The following is a 24,231-nucleotide window of genomic DNA, read 5'->3' on the forward strand; positions in this document are numbered from 1 at the left end:
TTGCAGCCAACGGCCCAGCGCGGCGCCGGTCAGCGCGTAAGCGCTGTCGAACAGCAGGCCGACGCCGACCAGCAGCGTGCCAAGCACGGCAAACTGACTTAGCACCGGCGCACCATCATTGACGATGAATTGCGGCAGCAACACCGAACAGAACAACAACGCTTTGGGATTGAGCAGATTAGTCAGCAAGCCGCGTCGGACGGCTTCGCGCCATTGCCCGTGGGAAACGCCAGGCTCGCCAGCATTCAGGTTCGGCAGCAGGGTGCTGCGCAGGCATTGAATTCCGATCCACAGCAGATACGCCGCCCCAGCCAATCGCACCACCTCGAACGTCCACGGCGCGGCTTTGAACAGTGCCGCCAGCCCCAGCGCCGCTAAGGCCACGTGACAACCACGCGCGATGCCCAGACCGACAGCGGTGGCCAGTGCCGCGCCGCGTCCCTGCCGAGCGCCAGTTTGCAGCAGCAGAATCATGTCCGGGCCGGGCAACAGATAGACCACGGCCAATGCCAGGAAAAACAGCCAGAGACTCGCCACGCTACACCCCTTTCGTTGTCGATTCGGTGCGCCAAGTCTAGGGCCGAAAGGTGGAGCAGGTGCTTGCGTAGTCCACTTCAAAAGCCTGCTGTTTTGGCATAACCTGCTGGCTTTCGACGTAACAGCTAGCGGGATCTGCCAAACATGAAACTCGACGCCTTTGATCGCAAGATTCTCGCGGCCCTGCAACGCAATGGACGCCTGAGCAATGTCGAGCTGGCGGACGAAATCGGCTTGTCGGCCTCACCGTGTCTGCGCCGGGTGCGGATGCTCGAGGAGGCCGGGGTGATTCGCGGTTATCAGGCCAATCTCGATCGCGATGAAGTCGGCCTGGGGCTGACGGTGTTTGTCGGGGTCAAGGTCGAGCGCCACAACGATGCACAGGCCGAGGCGTTTTACACTGCGGTGACGGCGCTGCCGGAGGTGATTTCAGCGTTTCTGGTTTCGGGCGAGTCGGATTTTCTGTTGCAAGTGGTGGTGCCGGATTTGCGTGCGTATGACCGTTTTCTCAGCGGCTGCCTGTTGAAACTGCCGGGGGTGAGCGATATTCGCAGCAACTTTGCGATTCATACGGTGAAGACGCCGGGGGCGTTGCCGCTGGGGCATCTTCCTGCCTGAGACCGAGGTGTCCCCAATCGCGAGCAGGCTCACTCCTACATTGATCGCGGTGTTTCTGAAGAACTCGGTCAACTGTAGGAGTGAGCCTGCTCGCGATAGCGGACGTCCAGTCACCTGATGTATTTCCTGCCTACATCTGCGTCGCCATCCCCTCGACATTCATCGCCGCCTGGCGCAACGCCTCTGATCTTGTTGGATGCGGATGGCAAGTCAAAGCAATGTCCTCAGCCGAAGCACTGAACTCCATCGCCACACAAAACTCGCCAATCATTTCACTCACGCTCGGGCCGACCAGGTGTACGCCGAGTACTTCATCGGTGCGCTCATCGGCGAGGACTTTGGCAAAGCCCTCGGTCTCATGGTTGATCTTCGCCCGGCTGTTGGCGGTGAACGGAAACTTGCCGACCTTGTAGGCACGGCCTTCAGCCTTGAGCTGTTCTTCAGTCTTGCCGACGCTGGCCAGTTCCGGTCGGGTGTAGATCACGTTGGGGATCAGGTCGTAATTGACCTCGCCAGCCTTGCCGTGGATCTGCTCGACGCAGGCCATCGCTTCGTCTTCAGCCTTGTGCGCGAGCATCGGCCCGGAGGTCACGTCGCCGATCACCCAGACGCCGGTGGCTTCGGTGCGGTGTTGTTTGTTGGCGAGCATGCCGCGTTTGTCGGTACTCAGGCCGACGTTCTCCAGACCGAGGTCTTTTGTGTAAGGGCGGCGACCGATAGCGACCAATACGTAATCGGCTTCAAGCAACTCGGCAGTGCCACCAGCGGCAGGCTCGACGCTGAGTTGTACGCCGTTGGCGGAAGATGTGGCGCTGGTGACTTTCGAACTCAGTTTGAAAGCGATGCCCTGTTTGCTCAGCGAGCGTTGCAGGGTTTTACCGGCCTCGCCATCAACACCCGGACAGATGCGGTCAAGGTATTCGACCACGGTGACCTGCGCGCCCAGACGCCGCCATACCGAGCCCAGTTCCAGGCCAATCACCCCGGCACCGATCACCACCAGGTGCTTGGGCACTTCGCTGAGGGACAGCGCACCGGTTGAATCAAGAATGCGCTGGTTGTCGATCTCGACGCCGGGCAGGGGAGTGGGCTCGGAACCGGTGGCGATGATGATGTCCTTGGCGGTCAGCTCGACTTTGCCGCCCTGATCGTCGGTCACTGTGACCTTGCCGGGGCCGTCGATGTGGCCCCAGCCCTTGATCCAGTCGACCTTGTTCTTGCGAAAGAGAAACTCGATGCCTTTGGTCAGGCCGGCCACGCTCTCGTCTTTCTGCTTCATCATTTGCGCGAGGTTCAGGGTCGGTTTGACCTCTATACCGAGGTTGGCGAATTCCGCGCCCATCGCCGCGTCGTACAGTTCCGAGGCATGCAACAGCGCTTTTGACGGCATGCAACCGACGTTCAGGCAGGTGCCGCCGAGCGTTGCCCGGCCTTCCACGCAAGCGGCCTTGAGACCCAGCTGGCCGGCGCGGATTGCTGCGTTGTAGCCACCGGGGCCGCCGCCCAGAATCACCACGTCATAGTTGCTCATGCGCTTGCTCCTGTTTGATGGATGCGGATCGCTAAAAGTAGTTCCGGATGAAAATTACGAACGTAATATGTGCGTTTCCCCACATTTCGGTCAAGGCTTCAGGGAAGCGACAGGTTGGGCATCTTTGAATAAGCGTAATTGTGTACGAATATTTCACCTATTTCGTTATATCGTAACGATATACAGGTGTGAGCCAATGAATTTGGGGTGATATGCAAGTCGATCTGGACGAAGAAGGCACGCAAGTGACCGGACTGCCGCGCTTTCAGCAGGCAGCCGTGCAAAGCCGACGCCTGCGACGCTGGGCGATCGGTCTCGGCGGATTGGCCGGGGCAGGGTGGGTGCTGGCGTTTTTTGTCGGGCTGTTCTCCCCGCAGTCCTTGTGGCTGCCGCTGCTGGTCAATCAGAGTGCAGCGTTGCTGGTGCTGGTCGCAGGGCTGCAATCGGCGTGGTGGGTGACGCAATGGCGCGCGCAGGTGATCAATCCTGCTGTTGTGCTGGCGCCGCTTGCTGAGGAGGAACAATCCGAACCGCAGGGCTGGTACGAGCGGCTGTTGGAGCGCTTGAGCCAAGGCAGTCTGCATCTGCTCAACCAGATCGGTGCGGCGACGCTGTGGCTGGCGGGCTGGGCGCTGCTGGTGGTGCTGAGCATCGATTCAGTGTGGAACCTCGCGTTGCCGGCCGCTGCCATGGGGTTATCTGCCACGGTGGGGGCTGCGTTGGCGCTAATGCTGGCGTTCGGTTTGCTGGTGTTGGAGCGGCAACTGGCCCAGGAACATCCAGCGCAATGGCCCGAAGCAGGGGCATTGGCACAACTGACGCGCGTGGCGATCATCAGTCTGGTGCTGGGCGCGTTGTGTTTGTTGTTTGCCGGCGAGAATGTCGTGTGGCCGGCGCGCGTTGCCGTGTTGATCGGCATCTTGCCGGGACTGGTCGCGATCGAGTTGCTATTGCGCGCTGTTCTCTCGGTATTCAGCCCTCGCCGTGAGCGGTTTGAACCGACGTTGCTGGCGCGCAGTTTTGTCGCCGACATGCTGCGTTGGCCTCCGCAGCCGTTACTTGCCTTGCAGCATGAATTGCACAACCGCTTCGGCATCGATCTGCGCCAGATCTGGGCATTCAGTTACATGCGCCGGGCGTTTCTGCCGGTGCTGGCATTGGTTGCAGCGGTGGGTTGGTTACTCACTGGAATCCATGAAATCCCGTTACAGGGTCGTGGTATTTATGAACGTTTCGGCAAACCGGTGCAGGTGTTCGGCCCGGGATTGCACACGGGTCTACCGTGGCCGCTGGGGCGGGTGTTGATCGTTGAAAACGGCGTGGTCCATGAATTGGCCACCAGCGTCGGCGAGAACCCTGCACCGCTGCAAGCCGATCCAGCGGAAGGGCCGGCGCCCATAACCGCCAACCGTTTGTGGGACGCCAGTCATGTCAACGACAAGTCGCAAGTCATCGCCAGCAGCCGTGGCGAGCAACAGAGCTTTCAGATCGTCAACATGGACGTGCGCTTCGTCTATCGCATTGGCCTGACTGATCAGGCTGCGCTGGCCGCGACCTACAACAGTGCCGATGTGCCGACGCTGCTCCGCAGCACCGCCAGCCGGATTCTGGTGCACGACTTTGCTTCACGCACGCTCGACGGTTTGCTCGGTCAAGACCGTGTCGGGTTGGGCGAGGAGATCGGTCGCGCGGTGCAAAGCGATCTGCAAAAACTCGACAGCGGTGTGGAAATTCTCGCCACGGTCGTTGAAGCCATTCACCCGCCGGCCGGTGCCGCCAATGCCTATCACAGCGTGCAAGCGGCGCAGATTGGTGCGCAGGCTTTGATCTCCCGTGAGCGAGGCGCGGCGGCGGAAGCGAGCAATCAGGCGCAGCTGCAGGCCAGTCTTGCTCGCGACCAGGCCAGCGCCAATGCGCGGGAAACCAGCGCTACGGCGCAGGCGGCGGATCTGAGATTCCGTGCCGAGCAAAAAGCCTTAGCCAGCGCTGGTCAGGCCTTTGTGCTCGAGCAATACCTCGGCCAGCTCAGCCAAGGCCTGAGCAAAGCCAAATTACTGATACTCGATCATCGTCTGGGTGGAAGCGGCAATGCCCCGACCATCGACCTGCGTACGTTCTCGCTGCCGGCTGACCCGACGCCCGCGCGCACCACCGCTCAACCAGGAGTCGCCCATTGAGCCAGTCGCACACACACGATCATCATGACCACAGCGGCCACGATCACGGTCACGGCGGGCATCACCATCATCATGGCCATCACCACCACGGTGCGCCGGAAGAGGCCGGGCCTTTTCCGTGGCGCCGGATGGGCTGGGCAGCCTTGGTGGGGGCGTTTGCCATTGCGGCGGCGAGCCTGGTGCAAGTGCGCTCCGGCGAAGCCACGGTCATTACCCGTTTCGGAAATCCATCGCGGGTGCTGCTCGACCCGGGTTTGAGCTGGCGCTGGCCGGCGCCGTTCGAGGCGGCGATTCCGGTGGACTTACGTTTGCGGACGACCTCCAGTGGCTTGCAGGATGTCGGCACGCGCGACGGTTTGCGCATCATCGTTCAGGCCTATGTGGCGTGGCAGGTACAGGGTGATCCGGACAATGTGCAGCGCTTTATGCGTGCGGTGCAGAACCAACCGGATGAAGCAGCGCGGCAGATTCGCACCTTCGTCGGCTCGGCCCTGGAAACCACCGCCAGCAGTTTTGATCTGGCGAGTCTGGTGAACACCGATGCCAGTCAGGTACGTATCGCCGATTTTGAAGCGCAGTTGCGCGAGCAGATCGATCAGCAATTGCTCGCGACCTATGGCGTGCGGGTGGTGCAAGTCGGCATTGAACGTTTGACCTTGCCGTCGGTGACACTTACCGCCACCGTCGATCGCATGCGCGCCGAGCGGGAAACCATCGCCACTGAACGCACGGCGATCGGCAAACGTGAAGCCGCGCAAATCCGTTCCGCTGCCGAACGCGATGCGCGGATTGTTCAAGCGGATGCCACGGTAAAGGCAGCAGAAATCGAAGCGCAGTCTCGCGTCGAAGCGGCGCAGATTTATGGTCGCGCTTACGCCAGTTCACCACAGCTCTACAATTTGCTGCGCTCGCTGGATACCCTCGGCACCATCGTTACGCCGGACACCAAACTGATTCTGCGCACCGACGCCGCGCCCTTCCGTGTATTGGTCGACGGCCCGCCGACACTCGACAGCAAAACCGGATCGCAGCCATGAATGACGAAGTTCCACGTGGAACACATGCGCTGAATAGTCCGTGGATTCAGGCAGGGCGTTTGGCGTTTTTCGCCCTGTATGCGGTGACAATATTGGCCGCGCTGGCGTGGGCATTTTCTAATGTGCGGCAGATCGATCCGCAGAGTCGTGCGGTGGTTTTGCATTTCGGCGCACTTGATCGCATCCACAATGCCGGTCTGTTATTGGCCTGGCCACAGCCGTTCGAACAGGTGATTTTGCTACCGGCAGCGGATCGGATCATTGAACGTCGAGTGGAAAACCTGTTGCGCAGCGATGAAGCACTAAAGGCTGATCGTGTCGCGTCTTTCGCCGTACCGTTAAGCGATGCGCTGGCGGGATCTGGTTATTTATTGACCGGTGATGCCGGCGTAGTGCAACTCGATGTGCGGGTGTTCTACAAAGTCACTGACCCTTACGACTTCGTGTTGCAGGGCGAGCATGTCTTGCCGGCACTGGATCGCTTGGTGACACGCAGCGCGGTGGCGCTCACGGCCGCACGAGATTTGGACACCATTCTGGTCGCTCGGCCGGAGTTGATCGGTGCCGACAATCAAGCCGCGGAACGTCGGGAAAAACTGCGCGGTGATCTGGTGCAAGGTATCAACAAACGCTTGGCCGAGTTGAAAGCGAGCGGGCAGGGCATCGGCATTGAAGTGGCGCGGGTCGATGTGCAATCGAGTCTGCCCGATCCGGCGGTCAGTGCTTTCAACGCGGTGCTGACCGCCAGCCAGCAGGCCGACAAAGCCGTGGCCAATGCACGTACCGACGCCGAGAAACTCACCCAGAGCGCCAACGAACAAGCCGATCGCACGCTACAAATCGCCCATGCGCAGGCCGGTGAGCGTTTGGCCAAAGCCTCTGCTGACACAGCCACAGTGTCGAGTCTGGCCAAAACTACCGATCCGCAAATGCTCCTGCGCCTGTACCGCGAGCGCATGCCGAAGATTCTCGGCCAGGCCGGATCGGTGACCACGGTCGACCCGAAAGACGATTCCCGCTTGATCATTCAGGGAGCCAGTAAATGACTGCGACGACCGCCGCACCGAGCCTTTTGTCTTCGGCCGAACAACGCCGCGCTGCACGACAACTCACCTTGGCCATGTTTGCGCTGGGCCTGTTGGGTCTGGGTCTGATCTGGCGCTGGCAGATGCCCGAGCAAACCGGTGTCAGTCAGTTGCTGCTTGGGTTTGCATCTTTATTGGTGGGCGTGCCGGTGATGCGTTCGGCGTGGTTCAGCCTGCGCTATCCGAGCCTGCACGGCATCACCGATCAATTGATCGCCCTGGCGATGCTCGGCGCCTGGGCGACCGGTGATCTGCTGACGGCGGCGTTGCTGCCGATCATCATGATCTTTGGTCATGTGTTGGAAGAGCGCAGTGTCATTGGTTCGCAGGAAGCGATCCACGCCCTCGGTCAACTGACCCGCAGCCATGCGCGCAAGGTTCAAGCAGATGGCTCGATCATCGAAGTGGACAACGGCACGTTGAAGGCAGGCGACACCGTTGAAGTGCGCGCCGGTGATCGGGTTCCCGCCGATGGTCGAGTGTTGTCCGGTCAGGCCAGTCTCGACACCGCTTCGATTACCGGTGAATCGGTACCGGTCGAGGCGGGTGTCGGCCTGTCGGTGTTCGGCGGGGCGATCAACCTCGACGGTTTGTTGCGGATTGAAGTAACGCGCACCGGCGGCGAGTCGACGTTGGGCAAGGTCATTGCGTTGATGCAGAACGCCGAGCGCTCGAAACCGCCAATCACTCGCTTGCTCGAACGTTACGCCGGCAGCTACATGGTACTGGTGTTGCTGCTGGCGGCGGTGACCTGGTTTATCACCCACGACGCCCAAGCGATGCTCGCCGTGTTGGTCGCAGCCTGTCCGTGCGCGTTGGTGCTGTCGGCTCCGGCCACGGCGATTGCCGGTGTCGCGGTAGCGGCACGTCACGGCATTCTGATCCGCAGTTCGGCGTTCCTTGAAGAGCTGGCCGACCTCACCTCACTGGTCGTCGACAAGACTGGAACCCTGACTTACGGCACCCTCCGCTTGCAGTCGATCAACAGCCCGTGCACAGAGTCCTCCACGGTCATGGCGCTCGCCGCCAGCCTCGGCGCGGCAAGCAGTCACCCGGTCAGTCGTGCGCTTGCGGGGTTGGTCGGTCAGGAAGAATGTTTACCGCTGAGCGATATCCACGAACGCCAAGGCCTCGGCGTGGTGGCCATGACGGAGCAGGGCGAAGCGGCACTCGGTCGACCGGAGTTGTTCGCGCAGTTGGGGATCGCAACCACATCGGTCCCTGAGCACGATGGACCGATCGCCGGACTGGCCCTGAACGGTGAATTCCTCGCCTGGTTATTGCTGGCCGACACGGTTAAGCCGGAAGCCCGCTTTGCCCTCGGCGAATTGCGTGAACTGGGCCTTGGTCGGCAACTGCTGCTGACGGGGGATCGTCAGAGCGTGGCCCAGACCCTGGCGCGTGATGTCGGTTTGCACGAAGTCCAGGCCCAAGCCTTGCCCGAAGACAAACTCAATCGCGTACTCAAGGAAATCGACAATGGCTTCCGGCCGATGGTGGTCGGTGACGGCATCAACGATTCGCTCGCGCTCAAGGCGGGCGTGGTCGGTGTAGCGATGGGCGCAGGAGGGGCGGATATCGCGCTGGCCTCGGCGGACATCGTCTTGATTGGCAGCGATCTGCGTCGGCTCGGCACCTGCGTACGACTCAGTCGTCAGTGCCGCAGGACGTTGCAGGTCAACGTGATCATCGGGCTGGGCTGGACGCTGGCCATCGTCGTGTTCGCTGCCTTCGGTTGGCTCGGCGCTGCCGGGGCCATGATCGCCGCGCTACTGCACAACCTCAGCACGTTGCTGGTGCTGGGTAACGCCGGTCGTCTGTTGCGTTTTCAGGAGCCTCTGCTAAAGATCAAAGAGCAGAATTGATCGTTTTTTGAACTGCGCGCCGGGCTGTATGTCCTCAGATCAGGCGCGTTGAAAACGGATCAAACAGCCTTCCAGGTTCATAGTCGGCGGCTATCAAATCGATAGCCTGCTATTTTTCAAGGATGGTCTACCCTCAGATCAGACGTCTGAAACAAGGGGGATTTTCCATGCTCGCGCAACTTCCACCGGCCTTACAGAATCTGCAGCTACCGCTTCGACTGCGGCTCTGGGACGGCCATGAGTTCAATCTGGGGCCGGCGCCCAGCGTTACCATCGTGGTCAAGGACCCGCAGATGGTCACTCAGTTCACCCATCCTAGCCTTGATGCGCTCGGAGCGGCATTCGTTGAAGGCAAACTCGAACTGGAGGGCTCGATCAGCGAAGTCATCCGGGTCTGCGACGAATTGAGCAATGCTTTGCTCGGTGAAGATGAAGACAGTAACCCCGTGCGTTCGGTGCACGACAAGGAAACCGACGCCAAAGCCATCTCCTATCATTACGACCTGTCCAATGCGTTCTACCAGCTCTGGCTGGACAGCGACATGGCGTATTCCTGCGCGTATTTCGAAACGGGCAGCGAAACGCTTGAGCAAGCGCAACAAGCCAAATTCCGTCATCTGTGCCGCAAGCTGCGTTTGCAGCCGGGTGACTATCTGCTGGATGTCGGGTGCGGTTGGGGTGGGCTGGCACGGTATGCCGCTCGAGAGTTCGGCGCCAAGGTCTTCGGCATCACCCTGAGCAAGGAACAGCTTGAACTGGCACGCGAGCGGGTTGAAGCCGAAGGCCTGGAAGACCAGATCGAACTGCAGTTGCTCGACTACCGTGATTTGCCCCAGGATGGGCGTTTCGACAAGGTCGTCAGCGTCGGCATGTTCGAACACGTCGGCCACGCCAATCTCGCCGAGTACTGCAAAACCCTGTTCGGCGCGGTCAAGGAGGGCGGTCTGGTGATGAACCATGGCATCACCGCCAAACACACTGATGGTCGTCCGGTGGGGCGTGGTGCCGGGGAATTCATCGAGAAATACGTATTCCCCAACGGTGAGTTACCGCACCTGGCGATGATCTCGGCCGAGATCAGCGAAGCGGGCCTTGAGATTGTCGACGTCGAAAGTCTGCGCCTGCATTACGCGCGCACGCTGGATCACTGGAGCGAGCGGCTGGAGGACAATCTCGAAGCCGCTGGCAAACTGGTTCCGGATCAAGCGCTGCGCATCTGGCGTTTGTACCTGGCCGGCTGCGCCTATGCGTTCGCGCGTGGCTGGATCAATCTGCACCAGATCCTCGCAGTAAAGGCCCACCCGGATGGCAGCCATGAATTGCCGTGGACTCGCGACGACATCTATAACCCTTAACACTGAATAATCCTCTCTCCCTTGGCCGATGGTCAGGGTGAAGGGTTTTTAGAGAATCGGCGAAATCAGCCGGGCGATCCGCATGCCGACCTGTTGCAGGCGGTGGATCTCCCGGCTTTCTTCTTTGGCAATTTCGTAGGCTTGTTCGAAATCCTCTTTGAGCATGTTTTCCACACTGGCGGCGAAGTCACTGTCGACGGTCAACAGCATCACTTCGAAATTCAGCCGGAATGAGCGGTTGTCCAGATTGGCGCTGCCGATGGCGCTGATCTCGCTGTCGATCAACACCACTTTCTGATGCAGGAAACCGGGTTCGTAGCGGAAAACCCGCACACCAGCGCGCACGGCTTCAAATGCGTAAAGGCTGGAAGCGGCGTAGACGATGCGGTGATCTGGACGCGACGGCAGCAGTAAACGCACATCCACTCCACGCAACACGGCCAGGCGCAATGCGGCAAACACTGCCTCGTCGGGAATGAAATACGGGCTGGTGATCCATACCCGCTCCGTCGCCGCGTGAATCGCTTCCACAAAAAACAGCGAGCAGGTTTCGTAGGCATCCGCCGGGCCGCTGGCGAGCAATTGGCAGAGCACGCCGTCATCCGGGTATTCATCGGGCAGGATCAGTGGCGGCAGGGTGCGCGCGGCCCAGAACCAGTCTTCGGCAAAGGATTCCTGCATACACGCGACGACCGGGCCCTGTACCTTCACATGGGTATCGCGCCAAGGTGCCAGTGGCGGTTTTTCGCCCATGTATTCATCGCCGACGTTATGTCCGCCGACAAAGCCGACCACGCCATCGACCACGACGATCTTGCGATGGTTACGGAAGTTGACCTGAAAGCGATTGAGCCAGCCGCTGCGTGTGGCGAATGCTTTGACCTCGACGCCGCCATCGCGCAATGCCTGCACATAACTGTGGGGCAGGGCGTGGCTGCCGATGCCGTCGTAGAGCAGGTGAATAGACACGCCTTCGGCGGCTTTCCTCAGTAACAGATCGCGCAGGCGCTGGCCGAGCCGATCATCGTGAATGATGAAAAACTGGATCAGCACCGCTTCTTTCGCTTGATCGATCGCCTGGAAGATCGCGTCGAAAGTGGCCGCACCGTTTATCAACAGTTGCACTTGATTGTTCGCCAGGCACGGCATGCGACCGAGTTTGGGCATGGCGCGTAACGAGGCGTAGGCATTCGAGGCGCGCGCAGTCAGTGCCTCTTCCACCCACGGACGCCAGTTCAATTCGGAGATGGCCTGACGCATTTGTTCATTCGCCTGACGCCGCGCCTTGATGTATCCATCAAAGGTGCTGCGGCCGAACACCAGGTACGGAATAAGCGTGAGGTAGGGAATGAAGATCAGCGACAATGCCCAGGCGATCGAGCCTTGGGCCGTGCGCACGGTGAGCACCGCATGGATGGCGGCGATCATGCCGAGGGTGTGTATCAGGGCGATCAGATAACCGAAAATGTGCGGTCCAAAATAATCCATGGGGCAGCCTTGCTCCGGAAGATTCAATGCTTAACAGACCATGTTCTGCCGCGAATGTCGCTATTTAATTGGGGCATGAACCGAAGCAATCGGCCGACGTCTAACGGCCACTACTGATCAGGAGTTTTTCGATGAACGTTCGTCTGCTGGGTTTGGCGCTGGGCCTGGGTTTGGCATTGCCGGTGGTTGCGCAGGCGCAGATGCTGCAGCCGGGTCTGTGGGAAATGACATCGAGCAACGTCAAGGTCGATGATCAGCCAATGGATGTGCAATCGATCCTTGGCCAGCTGCAAGGCCAGATGACCCCGCAACAGCGTGCAGCGCTGGAGAAGAACGGGATCAATATCGGCGGCAAGGGTATTCGCGCGTGTCTGACGCCGCAGCAAGTGGCGACCAACGATATTCCGCTGGCCGATCCGCAATCGGGTTGCAAACAGCAGATCACCGAGCGCAGCGGCAACCAATGGAAATTCCGTTTCAGTTGCCCGAAAGCGCAGGGCACCGGGGTGGCGACGTTCCTCAGTGATCGTGAGTTCACCACCGTGGCCAACGGCACGTTCAACGCGATCGGGATCAACCAGAAGGGCAGTCTCGAGACTCGCGCGGTTTGGTTAGGCCAGGATTGCGGCGCTGTGAAACCCCGCGCCTAAATGTATCTCCTGTAGGAGCTGCGGCACGCTGCGATCTTTTGATCTTCATTGTAAAAAACAAGATCAAAAGATCGCAGCCTCGTTTCACTCGTCAGCTCCTACTGGGTTTTTTGAATCAGCGCATAAATCGTAGCGCCAACCCCCGACATCCCTCGTTCACTCGACCCTCCCGCCAGGCAATCTGCCCCGAAACAATCGTCGCATTCACCCGATGCCGAAAGCTGCGCCCGGCGAACGGTGTCCATCCGCACTGCGACAGGATCGGTTGCCGATCGACCTCCAGCGTTTGCCGTTCAACCAGCACCAGATCCGCCCAATACCCCTCACGCAAATACCCACGATCCGGAATCGCAAACAGATCCGCGACGCGATGGCTGGTTTTCGCCACCAGTGTGGTTATTGGCAAAACCTCATCCGCCACCAACTCCATTAACGCTGGCAACGCATGCTGTACCAGCGGTAATCCAGAAGGCGCCTGCGCATAAGCTCGCTGCTTTTCTTCCCAGGTATGTGGCGCATGGTCACTGCCGATCACATCCAGTAGATTGTTGTTCAGGGCCGCGCGCAAGGCATCGCGATCAGCCTGAGTCTTGATTGCCGGGTTGCACTTGATCAAGTTCCCAAGGCTTGGGTAATCGCGATCGTCGAACAACAAATGATGCAGACAGACTTCTGCCGTGATGCGCTTTTGTGCCAGCGGTTTGTCCTCGAACAACGCCAATTCTTGGGCCGTGGTCAGGTGTAAAACGTGGAGCCGCGTGCCGTGACGTTTCGCTAGTTCCACCGCCAATGAAGAAGAGCGATAGCACGCCTCGGTATTGCGGATCAGTGGGTGAGCGCCGGGTGGAATTCGCTCGCCGAACAGTTCATGCAAGTTGGCTGCGTTGGCGTCGATACTCGGCGTGTGTTCGCAGTGCGCCAACAGAATTGTCGGCACCTCTGAGAACAGCCGCTCAAGAATCTGTGGATCATCCACCAACATGTTGCCGGTGGACGCGCCCATGAACACTTTCACCCCAGCCACTTCGCAGGGATTGAGCGCCGCAACCATATCTAGATTGTCCCGGCTCACGCCAAAGTGAAAGCCATAATTGGCCACCGAACTGATCGCTGCTCGACGTTTTTTATCCGCCAGTGCTTCGAGGGTGAGGGTGGCCGGGTTTGTATTGGGCATGTCCATGAAACTGGTGATACCGCCGGCGACGGCCGCACGCGACTCGGTATGTATGCTGCCCTTGGCCGGCGCACCCGGTTCGCGGAAATGTACCTGGTCATCGATCATGCCCGGCAGCAGCCATTGGCCATTGGCGTCGATTTCTACCGCCGCGTTTTCGCCGTCGATGCTACGGGCGATCTTGACGATTCGCCCGTTGCTGACCAACACCTCACCTTCGAACTCGCGACCCTCGTTAACCAGTCTGGCGTTGCGAATCAGCACGCTGCTCATGGTTCAAAACTCGTTCTGCAAGGCTTTGTAGCCGCGCACCAGATCGACGTTGGTGCGCGCCACGTCTTCGGAAAACTCCGAGGCACTGACGCTCACCGGCGGAAATTGCGAGAGGTCGGTGTTCGGTCCGATGCGGGTGGTGGAGGGCACGTAGAACGCCTCGGGTAAATCGCGGCCGTCGACCACCGAGTTGTGCCGCACCACGCAGCCGTTACCGACGACACAGTTGAACAGGACGCTGTTGAAACCGATAAACACCCGATCGCCAACCACGCAGGGGCCATGCACGATTGAACGGTGGGCGATGGAACTGAACTCGCCGATGGTGACTGCCGCGCCGGATTTGGAGTGGATCACTACGCCATCCTGAATATTTGAATTGGCGCCGATGGTGATCGGCTCCATCTCGCCCGAGGCGTCCACTTCGTCGGCGCGGATCACCGCATACGGGCCGACAAAGACGTTTTCGCCGATCACCACTTTGCCGCAGATGATCGCGGTTTTATCGACGTAGGCTGACTCAGCAATTTGCGGTAAATCACCGGATGGATTCTTGCGGATCATGGTCGGCCCAGCGCGTCGTAAAGAGTGTTGAGGTTGTATTCGAACAGACCGGTGAAGGTACTTGCCGGACCCTTCGCGGCGAGGGCGTCGGAGTACAACGTGCCACCGATGTGCGCGCCGCTTTCGTCGGCGATCTGTTTGAGCAAGCGTGCGTCCTTGATGTTTTCCATGAACACCGCTTTGACTTTGGCCTGGCGAATCTGGGTGATCAGCGCGGCGACTTCGGCGGCCGAGGGTTCACGCTCCGTGGACAAACCTTGTGGCGCCATGAAATCGATGCCGTACGCCTGACCGAGATACCCGAAGGCGTCGTGGCTGGTGACGATCTTGCGATTGCCCGGCGGCAGCGAACCGAGTTTGACCTTGGCTTCAGCCAGCAGCGCGTAGATCTGCTTCAGGTAGGTTTTACTGTTGCGTTCGTAGTCGGCTTTGTTCGCCGGATCCGCAGCGATCAGTGCGTTGGTGATATTGGCAACGTACAACTCGGCGTTCGCCAGGTTGTGCCAGGCATGCGGGTCGGGAACGGTCTCGCCGTCTTCATCCAGTGAGCGTGGAATCACGCCGTGGCTGGCACTGATGACGGTGGCTTTGGTGTCGGTGCTGGTGACCAGTCGATCCAGCCAGGGTTCGAATCCCAGGCCATTCTTGATGACCAGTTTTGCCTTGAGCAGGGCTTTGGCATCGTCTGGCGTCGGTTCGTAAGTGTGTGCGTCGGCGTCCGGACCGACCATGTTGGTGATCTGGATATGCTCGCCGCCGACCTGATGAACCATGTCGGCGAGAATGCTGAAGCTGGTGACCACCGGTATTTTTTCCGCCGCCGACAAGGACATCGACAGCATCAGGCTGAACAGCACGAGTAGAGCGCGCATCGGGAAACACCTCATTGGGATGTGAGCAACGGTGGGCGGCGTAACAGACCGTGTACCGGCCCGAACACCACGGACAACAGATAGCCAAGGCCTGCGACCAGCACGATGGCCGGGCCGCTTGGCAGCGAGTAGTAGAACGACAACAGCAAGCCGATCCAGACCGAGAGACACCCGATGACCGCTGCGATAACGATCAGGATCGGCAGTCGGCGGCTCCAGAATCGCGAAGCGGCGGCGGGAAGCATCATCAGTCCAACCACCATCAGTGCGCCGATGGCCTGGAAACCGATCACCAGATTGAGCACTACGAGGGTCAGGAACACGCCGTGAGCGAGTGGACCGAGGCGGCTGACCGTTCTCAAGAACAGTGGGTCGAGGGTGTCGAGCAACAGCGGTTTGTAGATCAGCGCCATGGCGATCAGGCTGAATGCCGAGACGCATAACATGCCGTTGAGGGTCGGCCCGTCGACGGCCAGTGCTGAGCCGAACAGCAGGTGCAACAGATCGAGGCGTTTGCCGGCGATGCCGAGAATCAGTACGCCGCTGGCGAGGGAAATGGGATAGATCGCGGCGAGGCTGGCGTCTTCACGCAGGCCCGTGCGACGGGTGATCCAGGCGGCGAGGCCGGCCATGCTCAGGCCTGCGCCAAGACCACCGAGCGTCAGTGCAGGCAGACTCAGTCCGGCGAACCAGAAACCCAATGCAGCGCCGGGGAGGATGCCGTGGGCAACAGCGTCACCGATCAGGCTCATCCGTCGCAGAATCAAAAACACGCCGAGCGGCGCAGTGCTGCACGCCAATACCAAGCCGCCGAGCAGGGCGCGGCGCATGAATACAAATTCGTTGAACGGCTGCCAGAAATGAGCGACGGCGAGCATCAGGCCACCTGCGTGTGAGGGGTTTGCCGGATCAATTCGTTGCTGGCTCCGAACACGCATTCGCGGTTTTTGATCAGCAAAGTTTGCGGGATGTGCTGGCGTACGGCGGCGAGGTCGTGGCACACGACGACCAGTGTTCGACCTTCGCGATGCCAGGTATGGATGTGCTGCCAGAGCAGTTGTTGGCCGAGCTCATCGAGTGCGGCGTGGGGTTCGTCGAGCAACAGCACCGCAGCGTCGGTCAGACTCAGTCGGGCGAGAAGGGCACGTTGCAGTTCTCCGCCGGACAGGGCCATGAGGGGACGCTGCTCGAGTCCGCTGAGATGCCAGTTTTCCAGAGCGTCTTTCAGACGTTGTGCGCGCAATTGTGTTGAAAGCCGTCGGCCCCAGAAACCGGCGCTGATCAACTCTTCCAGGCTGATGGGGAATTGTCGGTCGAGATGCTGTTGCTGAGGCAGAAATGACAACCCGCTTTGACGTGGAACACTGAGGGCAACGTTACCTGCCAAAGGTTTCTGCAATCCGGCGATGACTTTCAGCAGGCTGCTCTTGCCACAGCCATTGGCACCGATGATCGCGGTCAGGCTGCCACTGTCGAACTCAAGACTCAGCGGGGTCGTCAGTGGTTGGCCCGGTGCGCCCCAACTCAGCGATTGGCAGCGAATCATGCCTGTTCACGCTGCCAGTGGCTTTCGGCGACGGCGTCGTGGGCGTGCAGGCTTTCAGCGTGAATCACTCGCAGCTGGAATGCGTTGACTCCCGGTGTGCGACGCAGTGCCAGATTCAGACGGCGTGCGGCATCTTCACAGAACATCAGGTTTTGGCCGTTGGCGAGGGCGAAGGCTTGTTCGTCCGCACGTTTTACGGCGGTTTGTACGGCGGTGCCAAGGGCCGCTTCGGCATCATTGATGATCACGCTCAATGGGAACTCATCGATGAATTCGTCGAGGTGTAGATGCAATTGCGCAGTGCTGCGTTGGCTGTGAGGCGTGGCGACGATGCCTTGAGTCGAACCTAACCATGCCAAAACGTCTGCGTGCTGAAGGCCTTTGTTGGCGAAGTCGTCGATAAATTGTTGCTGGATTAACTGCCGCGCCAGCGCCGCTGAGCAAGGGCAGGTCGAAGAGTAGTGCACGTCAATTTTGAGTTCCACGTGGAACATTTGATTTTTCAGGCTTGCCGAAATAGTTGCTGGATAGGATTTCCAGCCGGCCAATGGGCTGATCAGCGCAGGGCGCTTCAGCAGTAAGTCGCAGTGAATATTCACGTACGCACAGTTGGACAGCCCTTGGTGGCTTTCCAGAAAACGCTTGAGTAGCTGGTGCAGGAGAGTAGGTGTCAGGCGTTCCTGTTCAAGTGTCTCCAGGGCCAAATACAGCCGAGACATATGAATGCCGCGCGCCTCGCCATCATCAAGGCTCACTCCAGCGTCAACCTTGGCATTCAGGTGTTGGCCTTCCAACAAAACAGGTAACGCGATGCCCTGCATGCCCACCCATTCGAGTGGCAAAGCTTGGCGAGCAGTCTGCGCGGCGATATCCGGGAGTGAAAGCGAATTCATGTTCGGGACCATCATGGTGATTCAATTCAATGTTACATTATAACAATTCAAATCACGATGTCTTTTTCATGAACAGGTTTTCATATGCACAGACGTCAAGTGCTCAATCTGATTTTGGCCAGCGCCGCTTTTGCTTTGCCCTTCAGTGTGTCTGCTACGCAAATTCGTCAGGCACGGCTTTGGCGATCTGAGGACAAAGTGCGGTTGGTGTTCGATTTGAGTGGGCCGGTCAGCTACAAAACCTTCACGCTCAGTGCGCCTGAACGACTAATCATTGATGTGAGTGGGGCAAGCTTGGGTGGAGATTTCAGCCAGTTGGCGCTCAACGACACAGTGATACGCGCGATCCGATCCGGGCCATTGGGTCAGGGTGATACGCGGATTGTTCTGGATCTGAGCAGCCCGGTATTACTGAACAGCTTTCTTTTGGCGCCGCAAGACGGACAAAGTCATCGCTTGGTATTGGATTTGGTCAGCGCAAAACCGATAAAAATAGCTCCAAAGGTTCCACGTGAAACACCGCAGATCAGCGCTCATCCGAAGCGCGACATCATCGTAGTCGTCGATCCTGGGCATGGTGGAAAGGATCCCGGTGCGGTGGGTGCGAAAGGTGAGCGGGAAAAAGATGTGGTGCTTTCCATTGCTCAGCTACTCGCCAAGCGCCTGAAAAAGGAGAAGGGCTTTGACGTAAAGCTGGTACGCAATGACGACTTTTTCGTTCCATTGCGCAAGCGCGTGGCGATCGCCCGTCAGCACAAAGCTGACATTTTTATCTCGGTGCATGCCGATGCAGCGCCGCGTCTGACGGCTTCTGGCGCATCGGTGTATTGCCTTTCTGAGGGTGGCGCAACGTCGGCGACTGCACGCTTCATGGCGCAGCGGGAGAACGGCGCCGACCTGCTCGGCGCAACGAGTCTGCTCAACTTGAAAGATAAGGATCCGATGCTCGCTGGGGTGATTCTCGACATGTCGATGAATGCAACGATTGCCGCCAGTTTGCAGCTTGGCAGTACGGTGCTGGGCAGCCTTGCCGACATTACGACTCTGCACCAGAAGCGCGTGGAACAGGCTGGATTCGCAGTGCTGAAATCGCCTGACGTGCCTTCAATCCTGGTGGAAACTGGCTTTATTTCCAATGCGCGGGACAGCCAGCGATTGGTCACCGCTCGGCATCAGCAAGCCGTAGCAGACGGTTTGTTTAAAGGATTGCAGCGCTACTTTGAAAAGAATCCTCCCGTCGACAGTTACATGGCCTGGCAGCAGGCGCAGCAAGAGGACCAGGTCTAACAGCCGGTGATCCGGCTGCAGGTGAATTTCGCGCTGCTACCGCCCGAGCTGGAGAACCGGTTGATCGTCGTCCAACCGACACGTCGTGTGTAACCCACCCAGGCTTCGCCGTCAGAGGCGACGCCAGTAAAGAACGTCAGCTGACCGAAACGGCTATTGGTTTGCGCCCAATAACGCCGGCCAGTTTTTTCAAACCCACGCAGATAAAGCGTGTCGCCGACGGTGTTGACGCTATAGGCGTTGCCGTCGGCATCGACGCAGGCCAACAGATTTGCGCTGCGTGTACAGGTTGCAAGTGCCGGTAACTGAGCCGATGCATTGCCGATCATTAACAATCCAAGGCTCAATAACGAGTATTTCAGCGCAGTTTTCATTACGAGTTCCGGCGTGGTATCGGCTCAGCTTCCTGCGGTTTATCGCTCAAGACAAGAGCAGGGCTGGTTTATTTATATTGTTATACTATAACATAAAAGTTAACCGAGCCTGAGCAGGCCGATTTCAAGCGTTTACTTTCAGCGAAAACCTTCGCATGAAGCACAAAAACGCCAAGCGCCAGCAAAGCGCTAATCGGCTGCCATTTAAAGAGGATTATCCAATGTCAGCCGAATTGCCCGTTACCGTACTTTCAGGATTTCTTGGTGCCGGAAAAAGTACACTTTTGAATTACGTACTACGTAATCGCAACGGTTTGCGTGTTGCTGTCATCGTCAATGATATGAGCGAGATCAATATTGATGGCAGCGAAGTCCAGCGTGATGTCAGCCTGAATCGTGCAGAAGAAAAAATCGTCGAAATGAGTAACGGCTGTATCTGCTGTACGTTACGCGAAGACCTGCTTGAAGAAGTCAGCAAGCTCGCCCGGGAAGGGCGCTTCGATTATTTGCTGATCGAATCCACCGGCATCTCCGAGCCGCTGCCGGTCGCAGAAACCTTCACTTTTCGCGATGAACACGGCCAAAGCCTCTCGGACATCGCTCGTCTCGACACCATGGTCACTGTAGTCGACGGTGTGAATTTCCTGCCGGACTACCAGGCGGCAGAAAGCCTCGCTTCGCGTGGCGAAATCCTCGGCGAAGAAGACGAACGCTCCATCACCGACCTGTTGATCGAGCAGATCGAGTTCGCCGACGTGCTGTTGATCAGCAAGATCGACCTGATCAGCCAGCACGAGCGCGAAGAGTTGATTGCCATCCTCAAACGCCTCAACGCCCAGGCTGAAATCATTCCAATGGTGATGGGCGAAGTGCCGTTGGAGAAGATCCTCAACACGGGTCGATTTGACTTCGACAAAGCCGCCCAGGCACCGGGCTGGCTGCAAGAGTTGCGCGGTGAGCACGTGCCAGAAACCGACGAGTACGGCATTGCCTCCACGGCTTACCGCGCACGCCGCCCGTTTCACCCGGAGCGCTTCTACCACTTCATCGACCGCCCGTGGCTGAACGGAAAATTGCTGCGCTCCAAAGGGTTCTTCTGGCTGGCGAGCAAACCCACAGACGCTGGCAGCTGGTCGCAGGCCGGCGGGCTGATGCGTCATGGTTTCGCCGGGCGCTGGTGGCGTTTTGTGCCGAAAAACCAATGGCCACAGGATCAGGAAAGTACCGCCGCGATCATGGAAAACTGGACGCCGAGCGTAGGCGACTGTCGTCAGGAGCTGGTTTTCATTGGTCAGAACATCGATTTCCTACAGCTCTCCGACGAATTGGACGGCTGCCTGCTGACCGATGAAGAAATGGCCCTCGGCGTAGAAGGCTGGCGATTGCTGGCGGATCCGTTCGGCCCTTGGCATGAAGAGGCTGCCTGATGCTTGCACTCAAACTCATGCAAAACCGCACGCGTCATCAGCATCAAGGTCCGACGCCAGGGACGCTGACGCGAATTCTTGATGACGACACCAATCTCGCCGTCTGGCAGCGGCAACTGCCGTTGCACATCAGTGATTTCGCTCAGTTATTGCTGTCGCTCAACGAACCGTTGGCGGAATCGTTGTGTCTGGAGCTGGCGAGCGAGGACGCCGATCCTGATCTCACCGGGCTGGCATCAGGCTTTCGTGATCTGGAAGGCTATGAAGGCTTTATCGCCGATCTGAAATGGCTGGTCAGCGCTTTCGCCTGTTTGCTGGGAGCCAAGCGCATTGGCCTGCGCCTGCGGGTACTCGATAAAGCCATGTGCCCGCGTTTCCACGTCGATCACGTGCCAGTACGGCTGATCACCACCTACGCCGGCGTCGGCAGCCAATGGCTCAAGGAAGGCGCGATGGATCGCAGTCAGCTGGGACAGGCCAACGCCGAACCCCAAGTGCAAATCCAGCAACTCTCCAGTGGTGACGTCGCGCTGTTGAAAGGCGAGAAATGGCACGGCAATGAAGGCTTTGGCTTGATCCATCGCTCGCCGCACCCGGGCGCGGGCGAGCGTCGTCTGATAATGACCCTCGACTGGCTCGGCTGATGCCTCAAGGCTTGAGCCAAGAACCCTGGCTTTGGCCTTCGCAGTACGGCTTCAGATACGCGGCATCGGTGGCGATGCCGTAATAGTGGATGTCCTGGCGATAAGGCATATTGGCGACTTGCGCATTGCTGCACACACCAAACGCACCGCTCGGGCATTGATCGACGTACTGTACTTCGACTTTCTGTCCGGCCAGCGTTGGCTGGCAGAAACCGTCACTGAACAGTTTTTCCGGAATGTTGCGGTTCTGCTGACAGACTTTGACGTCGAGCCGCTCGCCCTGACTGTGCACCACGCAGGCCTGAGCCCACGCTTCACTCGACAGCAGCGTCAACAGCAACGACCATCCCATCCAACGCATCTTTGAATCTCCCAAAAAAGCTCCCGACCATGTTGCAGAACATTCCTACCCATGTCATTGCTGGCCCTTTGGGCGCCGGCAAGACCAGCCTGATTCGTCAACTGATGGCTCAGCGGCCGGCTGGCGAGCGCTGGGCGGTGCTGATCAACGAGTTCGGCCAGATCGGCCTCGATGCCGCATTGCTGACGAGTGACGCCGATGGTATCGCACTGGGCGAAGTGGCCGGTGGCTGCTTGTGCTGTGTCAATGGCGCGCCTTTTCAGATTGGTCTTGGGCGGCTGTTGCGCAAGGCGCGGCCGGATCGGCTATTCATCGAACCGTCCGGGCTGGGGCATCCGGCGCAGTTGCTCAAGCAATTGAATGAGGCACCGTGGTTGGGTGTACTGGCGGTGCAGCCGTGTGTGCTGGTGCTGGATGCTCAAGCGCTTGAAGCGGGGAAAGCCTTGCCGGCAGCGCAACAGGAAGCCTTGGCAACCGCTGGCCTGCTGTTGATGAACAAGGCTGAAAACCTTGATCACAGGGCCAAGGAAAAAATTGCCAGTCAGTTGCCGCCAGTGCCGTTGATCTGGACTCGAGAGGCGCAATTGAGCCTGAGCGAACTACCGGGCCTGGCCGCAAAAGCGCTCAACGGTGTGGATAACCTGGCCGTACCCAAGGGATCAGGACAAATGCCGGCCGTCTGGACTGATCCGACGCTGCCGATTTGCCTGAGTCAGGCGCAGGAGGGCGGTTGGAGCATTGGTTGGCGTTGGCATCCGGGACAGACGTTCGACAAGCGGCGCATCGCTGACTGGCTAGCCAGCCTCAATTGGCAGCGGGCGAAACTGGTTATCCACAGCTCGGAGGGTTGGGTGTCTGCGAATGCTTTGGATAACGGAAAGCTGATTTGGCAGGCTAGCGAATGGCGGAAAGATTCGCGAATCGAGCTGATCTTCGTCGACCCGCACACTATCGCTGAGTTGCAGAAGGGTTTGGCGCAATGCCGGATTCAGTGAGTCAGCTCAAGGCTTCCACTTTGTATGTTCCTGGCGCCACTGGCTCAACTCGATGACTTCGGCGCGCGGCTTGTGCACCTCAACCACCGGCGGCGTGTCGTCGAACGGTGCCGGGTAGGGCGCCAGTTCGATCTGCGCACTGTGCGCGCCAAACTGAGTGATGGTGCCGTTATGGCGGGTTTCGCCGGTCACGGTGAATTCAAAGTTGTACACCCGCGCCAGTCGGCGGCGACCGTTGGCGTCCTTGATGAAACCGATCTTCTTCAGGGCAACGTTGCCGTCGAGCAACTCGACCCGCACGTTCAGGCAATGCTGTTTGACCCGCTCCAGCGCGCGCTCGCGCAAGCCGTGGTTGTGCCATAGCCACGCGCCGGCAGCGGCGAACAGGATCAGCACGAAGATGTTTTCCAGTGTCAGCATCAACATCGAACTCCAAAAGATAGCGTCAGCTTAACTGCGTCGCCGGTCTGTCGTACAGGCTGCGTTTCGTCGCATACTGCGCGGCTTGAATTTCAATCGTTTTACGGAATGACCCGAATGAAACGTACGCCTCATCTGCTCGCCATTCAGTCCCACGTGGTGTTCGGCCACGCCGGCAACAGCGCCGCGGTTTTTCCGATGCAGCGGGTCGGGGTCAATGTCTGGCCGCTCAACACCGTGCAGTTTTCCAACCACACCCAGTACGGCCAATGGGCCGGTGAAGTGTTGGCGCCGCAACAGATACCCGAGCTGGTCGAAGGCATCGCCGCGATTGGCGAGCTGGGCAACTGCGATGCGGTGCTGTCCGGATACCTTGGCAGCGCGGCGCAGGGCCGGGCGATTCTCAGCGGCGTCGAGCGCATCAAGTCGGTCAATCCAAAGGCGTTGTATCTGTGTGATCCGGTAATGGGCCACGCGGAGAAGGGCTGCAGCGTGCCGACCGAGGTCAGCGATTTCCTCTTGGAAGAAGCGGCGGCCGTGGCGGACATCATGTGCCCGAACCAGTTGGAGCTGGACAGCTTTTCCGGGCGTAAGCCGCAGTCCTTGTTTGATTGCCTGGCGATGGCGCGTGCGTTGTTGGCGCGCGGGCCGAAAGCCGTGCTGGTGAAGCACCTGGATTATCCGGGCAAACCGGCCGATGGCTTCGAGATGTTGCTGGTGACGGCCGAAGGCAGCTGGCATCTGCGTCGTCCATTGTTGGCGTTTCCACGTCAGCCGGTGGGCGTTGGCGATCTGACGTCCGGCCTGTTCCTGGCGCGGGTGCTGCTGGGCGATAGCCTGGTGGCGGCGTTTGAATTCACGGCGGCGGCGGTGCATGAGGTGTTGCTGGAAACTCAGGCGTGCGCCAGTTATGAGCTGCAACTGGTGCGGGCGCAGGATCGGATTGCACATCCGCGGGTGAAGTTCGAGGCGACGGCGATCAGCCTGTAATCGCCTAATCGTTCAAAAAGATCGCAGCCTTCGGCAGCTCCTACATGCAAATGCATTCCAAGGTAGGA

Annotated in this window: 24 protein-coding genes; 12 read left to right on the forward strand and 12 right to left on the reverse strand. The window is 59.1% G+C overall.

The annotated features are described in order from the left end of the window. Window positions 1-537: LysE family translocator (locus tag ACW9IR_RS21375; protein ID WP_457465059.1), on the reverse strand; the 537-nt coding region annotated here is incomplete at its 3' end. Window positions 538-681: 144 nt separating this feature from the next. On the opposite strand from ACW9IR_RS21375, the gene ACW9IR_RS21380 reads away from it, so the two are divergent. After that, window positions 682-1,155: an Lrp/AsnC family transcriptional regulator gene (locus ACW9IR_RS21380; RefSeq protein WP_095119717.1), complete on the forward strand. Its 474-nt coding sequence runs from the start codon at window positions 682-684 to the stop codon at window positions 1,153-1,155. Window positions 1,156-1,285: 130 nt separating this feature from the next. On the opposite strand, the gene lpdA is transcribed toward ACW9IR_RS21380, so the two are convergent. Next, window positions 1,286-2,686 carry a dihydrolipoyl dehydrogenase gene (lpdA, locus tag ACW9IR_RS21385; protein WP_457465062.1) on the reverse strand — a complete coding sequence of 467 codons (1,401 nt, stop codon included), beginning with the start codon at window positions 2,684-2,686 and terminating at the stop codon, window positions 1,286-1,288. A gap of 212 nt (window positions 2,687-2,898) precedes the next feature. Here lpdA and hflK (ACW9IR_RS21390) point away from each other — a divergent pair, with 212 nt between their 5' ends. The 5 genes from hflK (ACW9IR_RS21390) (at window position 2,899) to cfaB (ending at window position 10,205) form a co-directional block, all read left to right on the forward strand. Continuing rightward, a complete protein-coding gene (gene hflK / locus ACW9IR_RS21390; protein WP_457465063.1) occupies window positions 2,899-4,863 on the forward strand; it encodes a protease modulator HflK in 1,965 nt (654 codons plus the stop codon). Beyond that, window positions 4,860-5,900: a protease modulator HflC gene (gene hflC / locus ACW9IR_RS21395; RefSeq protein WP_457465065.1), complete on the forward strand. Its 1,041-nt coding sequence runs from the start codon at window positions 4,860-4,862 to the stop codon at window positions 5,898-5,900. The genes hflK (ACW9IR_RS21390) and hflC overlap by 4 nt, the downstream gene beginning before the upstream one ends. Then, window positions 5,897-6,946: a protease modulator HflK gene (hflK, locus tag ACW9IR_RS21400; protein WP_457465067.1), complete on the forward strand. Its 1,050-nt coding sequence runs from the start codon at window positions 5,897-5,899 to the stop codon at window positions 6,944-6,946. Before hflC ends, hflK (ACW9IR_RS21400) begins: the two co-directional genes overlap by 4 nt. After that, the gene (locus ACW9IR_RS21405) at window positions 6,943-8,850 is read left to right on the forward strand and encodes a heavy metal translocating P-type ATPase (protein ID WP_457465069.1); all 1,908 of its coding nucleotides are present in this window, start codon (window positions 6,943-6,945) and stop codon (window positions 8,848-8,850) included. Before hflK (ACW9IR_RS21400) ends, ACW9IR_RS21405 begins: the two co-directional genes overlap by 4 nt. Before the next feature lie 167 nt (window positions 8,851-9,017). Next, window positions 9,018-10,205, forward strand: a complete 1,188-nt coding sequence (cfaB, locus tag ACW9IR_RS21410) for a C17 cyclopropane fatty acid synthase CfaB (protein WP_095119723.1) — start codon at window positions 9,018-9,020, stop codon at window positions 10,203-10,205. Window positions 10,206-10,253: 48 nt separating this feature from the next. On the opposite strand, the gene cls is transcribed toward cfaB, so the two are convergent. Next, window positions 10,254-11,693: a cardiolipin synthase gene (cls, locus tag ACW9IR_RS21415; protein WP_457465071.1), complete on the reverse strand. Its 1,440-nt coding sequence runs from the start codon at window positions 11,691-11,693 to the stop codon at window positions 10,254-10,256. Between the two features lie 131 nt (window positions 11,694-11,824). Here cls and ACW9IR_RS21420 point away from each other — a divergent pair, with 131 nt between their 5' ends. After that, a complete protein-coding gene (locus ACW9IR_RS21420) occupies window positions 11,825-12,343 on the forward strand; it encodes a DUF3617 domain-containing protein (protein ID WP_095119725.1) in 519 nt (172 codons plus the stop codon). 115 nt (window positions 12,344-12,458) lie between these two features. On the opposite strand, the gene ACW9IR_RS21425 is transcribed toward ACW9IR_RS21420, so the two are convergent. From ACW9IR_RS21425 to folE2, 6 genes are read right to left on the reverse strand one after another with little or no spacing between them, the layout of a single operon-like run. After that, the gene (locus ACW9IR_RS21425; RefSeq protein WP_457465074.1) at window positions 12,459-13,790 is read right to left on the reverse strand and encodes a dihydroorotase; all 1,332 of its coding nucleotides are present in this window, start codon (window positions 13,788-13,790) and stop codon (window positions 12,459-12,461) included. A gap of 3 nt (window positions 13,791-13,793) precedes the next feature. After that, entirely contained in the window at window positions 13,794-14,354 is a 561-nt protein-coding gene (locus ACW9IR_RS21430) for a gamma carbonic anhydrase family protein (RefSeq protein ID WP_102902497.1), read from the reverse strand. Further along, on the reverse strand, window positions 14,351-15,226 hold the full coding sequence (locus tag ACW9IR_RS21435; RefSeq protein ID WP_457465076.1) for a metal ABC transporter substrate-binding protein: 876 nt from the start codon (window positions 15,224-15,226) through the stop codon (window positions 14,351-14,353). Before ACW9IR_RS21435 ends, ACW9IR_RS21430 begins: the two co-directional genes overlap by 4 nt. 11 nt (window positions 15,227-15,237) lie before the next feature. After that, entirely contained in the window at window positions 15,238-16,104 is an 867-nt protein-coding gene (locus tag ACW9IR_RS21440) for a metal ABC transporter permease (protein ID WP_457465077.1), read from the reverse strand. Then, the gene (locus tag ACW9IR_RS21445; protein ID WP_102902494.1) at window positions 16,104-16,772 is read right to left on the reverse strand and encodes a metal ABC transporter ATP-binding protein; all 669 of its coding nucleotides are present in this window, start codon (window positions 16,770-16,772) and stop codon (window positions 16,104-16,106) included. Before ACW9IR_RS21445 ends, ACW9IR_RS21440 begins: the two co-directional genes overlap by 1 nt. Beyond that, window positions 16,769-17,665 (reverse strand): GTP cyclohydrolase FolE2, encoded by an 897-nt coding sequence (folE2, locus tag ACW9IR_RS21450; RefSeq protein WP_102902601.1) that lies wholly within the window; start codon window positions 17,663-17,665, stop codon window positions 16,769-16,771. The genes ACW9IR_RS21445 and folE2 overlap by 4 nt, the downstream gene beginning before the upstream one ends. 84 nt (window positions 17,666-17,749) lie before the next feature. Here folE2 and ACW9IR_RS21455 point away from each other — a divergent pair, with 84 nt between their 5' ends. Next, complete coding sequence (locus tag ACW9IR_RS21455) at window positions 17,750-18,952, forward strand: N-acetylmuramoyl-L-alanine amidase (protein WP_457465078.1); 1,203 nt, start codon at window positions 17,750-17,752, stop codon at window positions 18,950-18,952. Here ACW9IR_RS21455 and ACW9IR_RS21460 read toward each other — a convergent pair. Further along, window positions 18,949-19,326, reverse strand: coding sequence for a glutamine synthetase (locus ACW9IR_RS21460; RefSeq protein WP_095119732.1), 378 nt, complete (start codon window positions 19,324-19,326; stop codon window positions 18,949-18,951). The two genes, ACW9IR_RS21455 and ACW9IR_RS21460, sit on opposite strands and share 4 nt — an antisense overlap. 221 nt (window positions 19,327-19,547) lie before the next feature. Between ACW9IR_RS21460 and zigA the strand changes: the two genes are divergently transcribed. Both zigA and ACW9IR_RS21470 read left to right on the forward strand, forming a co-directional pair. Continuing rightward, window positions 19,548-20,753, forward strand: a complete 1,206-nt coding sequence (gene zigA / locus ACW9IR_RS21465) for a zinc metallochaperone GTPase ZigA (RefSeq protein ID WP_457465079.1) — start codon at window positions 19,548-19,550, stop codon at window positions 20,751-20,753. Further along, window positions 20,753-21,397, forward strand: a complete 645-nt coding sequence (locus ACW9IR_RS21470; protein WP_102902491.1) for a DUF1826 domain-containing protein — start codon at window positions 20,753-20,755, stop codon at window positions 21,395-21,397. The genes zigA and ACW9IR_RS21470 overlap by 1 nt, the downstream gene beginning before the upstream one ends. Before the next feature lie 4 nt (window positions 21,398-21,401). On the opposite strand, the gene ACW9IR_RS21475 is transcribed toward ACW9IR_RS21470, so the two are convergent. Then, window positions 21,402-21,758: an NADH:ubiquinone oxidoreductase gene (locus ACW9IR_RS21475; RefSeq protein WP_150728965.1), complete on the reverse strand. Its 357-nt coding sequence runs from the start codon at window positions 21,756-21,758 to the stop codon at window positions 21,402-21,404. A 29-nt stretch (window positions 21,759-21,787) separates the two neighbouring features. Here ACW9IR_RS21475 and ACW9IR_RS21480 point away from each other — a divergent pair, with 29 nt between their 5' ends. Continuing rightward, a complete protein-coding gene (locus ACW9IR_RS21480; protein WP_457465080.1) occupies window positions 21,788-22,753 on the forward strand; it encodes a CobW family GTP-binding protein in 966 nt (321 codons plus the stop codon). 6 nt (window positions 22,754-22,759) lie between these two features. On the opposite strand, the gene ACW9IR_RS21485 is transcribed toward ACW9IR_RS21480, so the two are convergent. Then, the gene (locus tag ACW9IR_RS21485; RefSeq protein WP_026000521.1) at window positions 22,760-23,173 is read right to left on the reverse strand and encodes a DUF3301 domain-containing protein; all 414 of its coding nucleotides are present in this window, start codon (window positions 23,171-23,173) and stop codon (window positions 22,760-22,762) included. A gap of 117 nt (window positions 23,174-23,290) precedes the next feature. On the opposite strand from ACW9IR_RS21485, the gene pdxY reads away from it, so the two are divergent. Then, window positions 23,291-24,163 carry a pyridoxal kinase PdxY gene (gene pdxY / locus ACW9IR_RS21490; protein ID WP_102902488.1) on the forward strand — a complete coding sequence of 291 codons (873 nt, stop codon included), beginning with the start codon at window positions 23,291-23,293 and terminating at the stop codon, window positions 24,161-24,163. Window positions 24,164-24,231: the final 68 nt, after the last annotated feature.

This window comes from Pseudomonas sp. SDT291_1_S447 (assembly GCF_054070155.1).